Here is a 1,496-nt window from a genome sequence, read left to right on the forward strand (position 1 = left end):
GCGTTGGAGAGGGGGCAGGGAATGTGGTGGACACGGGCGCTTCCAGTCAGGTGCAAAAAAGGCAATCATCAACGGCTGGAGGGGAGTATCTGGAATCTGCAAAAATCAAGAAAGCGAATTTATTTGGATAGATTTATTCGCCAAATTGAAAATATATTGAGCACACATAGACAACATGACCCTCAAACAGCTCGAAGCCTTTTACTGGGCCGCTACCTGCAGCAGCTTTGCCACGGCGGCCGAGCGGGTGCATTTGTCGGTGTCGTCGCTGTCCAAGCGCATTACCGAGCTGGAGTCTTCGCTGGGCCAGGTGCTGTTTGACCGTGGCGGGCACCGCGCAACGCTGACGGAAGCCGGCACCCGCCTGGTGCCCCTGGCAGGTGCCCTGCTGCAGCAGGCCGACCGCTTGCAGCAGGAGATGGGCACCAGCAAGGGCCTGCGTGGCCCTTGTCGCCTGGGGGTGGGCGAGCTCACGGCGCTGACCTGGCTGCCCCGGCTGGTAGCTGCCATCGGCAGCGCGCACCCCGGGCTAGAGGTTTCTGTGCACGTGGACGTGGGTGCCGCTTTGGCAGAGCGGCTGGATAAAGGCGAGCTGGATGCCGCAGTCATTGCGGGCACTGCCAGCCGCACAGCACTGACGTCCATGCCGCTGGCGCATGCCCGCTTTGCCTGGTGCGCAGGCCCCGAAGTAGCGCGTGGCCTGTGCCAGATGGATGCCGATGCAGTGCAGTTGCACCCGCTGGTGACGTTGCCGCAAGGCTCGGGGGTTACTCACCTGATTGACGATTGGCTTCGGCAAGCACAGGCACGGCCCGTGCGGCGCCTGGCCTGCAATCACTGGGGCGCTATCGTGGGGCTGCTGGCACAGGGCAGTGGCATTGGCCTGCTGCCCGAGGGCTGGACCCAGGCCCTGTGCGCCCGGGGCGTGCTGCAGCAGCTTCCCAGCCCCGTCCCGCTGGGCTCGCTGGGCTATGCGCTGCATAGTCGGCGCGACGATGTACGGCCCTTGGTGGGTGTGCTGCACGGCCTGGCGGCGCAGCATGCAGACTTCACAGTGGCGTCGCCTGCGGCACTGGTGGGCTTTCGCCGACCATAAGCTGGCCTTCAACGTCCAGTAGCATCTTCTCGCCCGCGTTTTCAAACCAGTGCAGGGGATGGACGTTGGCTTAGCATGGCGCAATATGCCTATTCAGCCTGCTTGCGCCCCTTGCGCCACCGCGATCCCACCCGGCCTGCCCGTGGTACTGGTACTGGCCTCGGGCCGGGGCGATCGGTTTATCGCATCGGGCGGGCAGGTGCACAAGCTGCGTGCGCTGCTGGCCGGGGTGCCGGTGCTGCAGCACACTCTGGCCGCAGTGCGCGCCAGCGGGCTGGCCTGGCACCTGGAGGATGTGGGCCATCCGGGCATGGGCGATTCGATTGCGGCGGCTGTGCGGGCCACCGCCGGTGCGGCGGGCTGGCTGGTGTTGCCGGGGGACTTGCCTCTGGTGCGGCCT

The 1,496-nt window shown here is 65.5% G+C and carries 1 protein-coding gene and 1 pseudogene; both read left to right on the forward strand.

The annotated features are described in order from the left end of the window. Positions 1-175: 175 nt before the first annotated feature. A complete protein-coding gene (locus DBR12_RS18935; protein ID WP_108618667.1) occupies positions 176-1,096 on the forward strand; it encodes a LysR family transcriptional regulator in 921 nt (306 codons plus the stop codon). A gap of 85 nt (positions 1,097-1,181) precedes the next feature. Continuing rightward, a pseudogene (locus DBR12_RS23215) lies at positions 1,182-1,496 on the forward strand (NTP transferase domain-containing protein); the annotation flags it as partial.

It is taken from the genome of Acidovorax sp. HMWF029, assembly GCF_003060895.1.
In the GTDB taxonomy this organism is placed as follows: domain Bacteria; phylum Pseudomonadota; class Gammaproteobacteria; order Burkholderiales; family Burkholderiaceae_C; genus Acidovorax.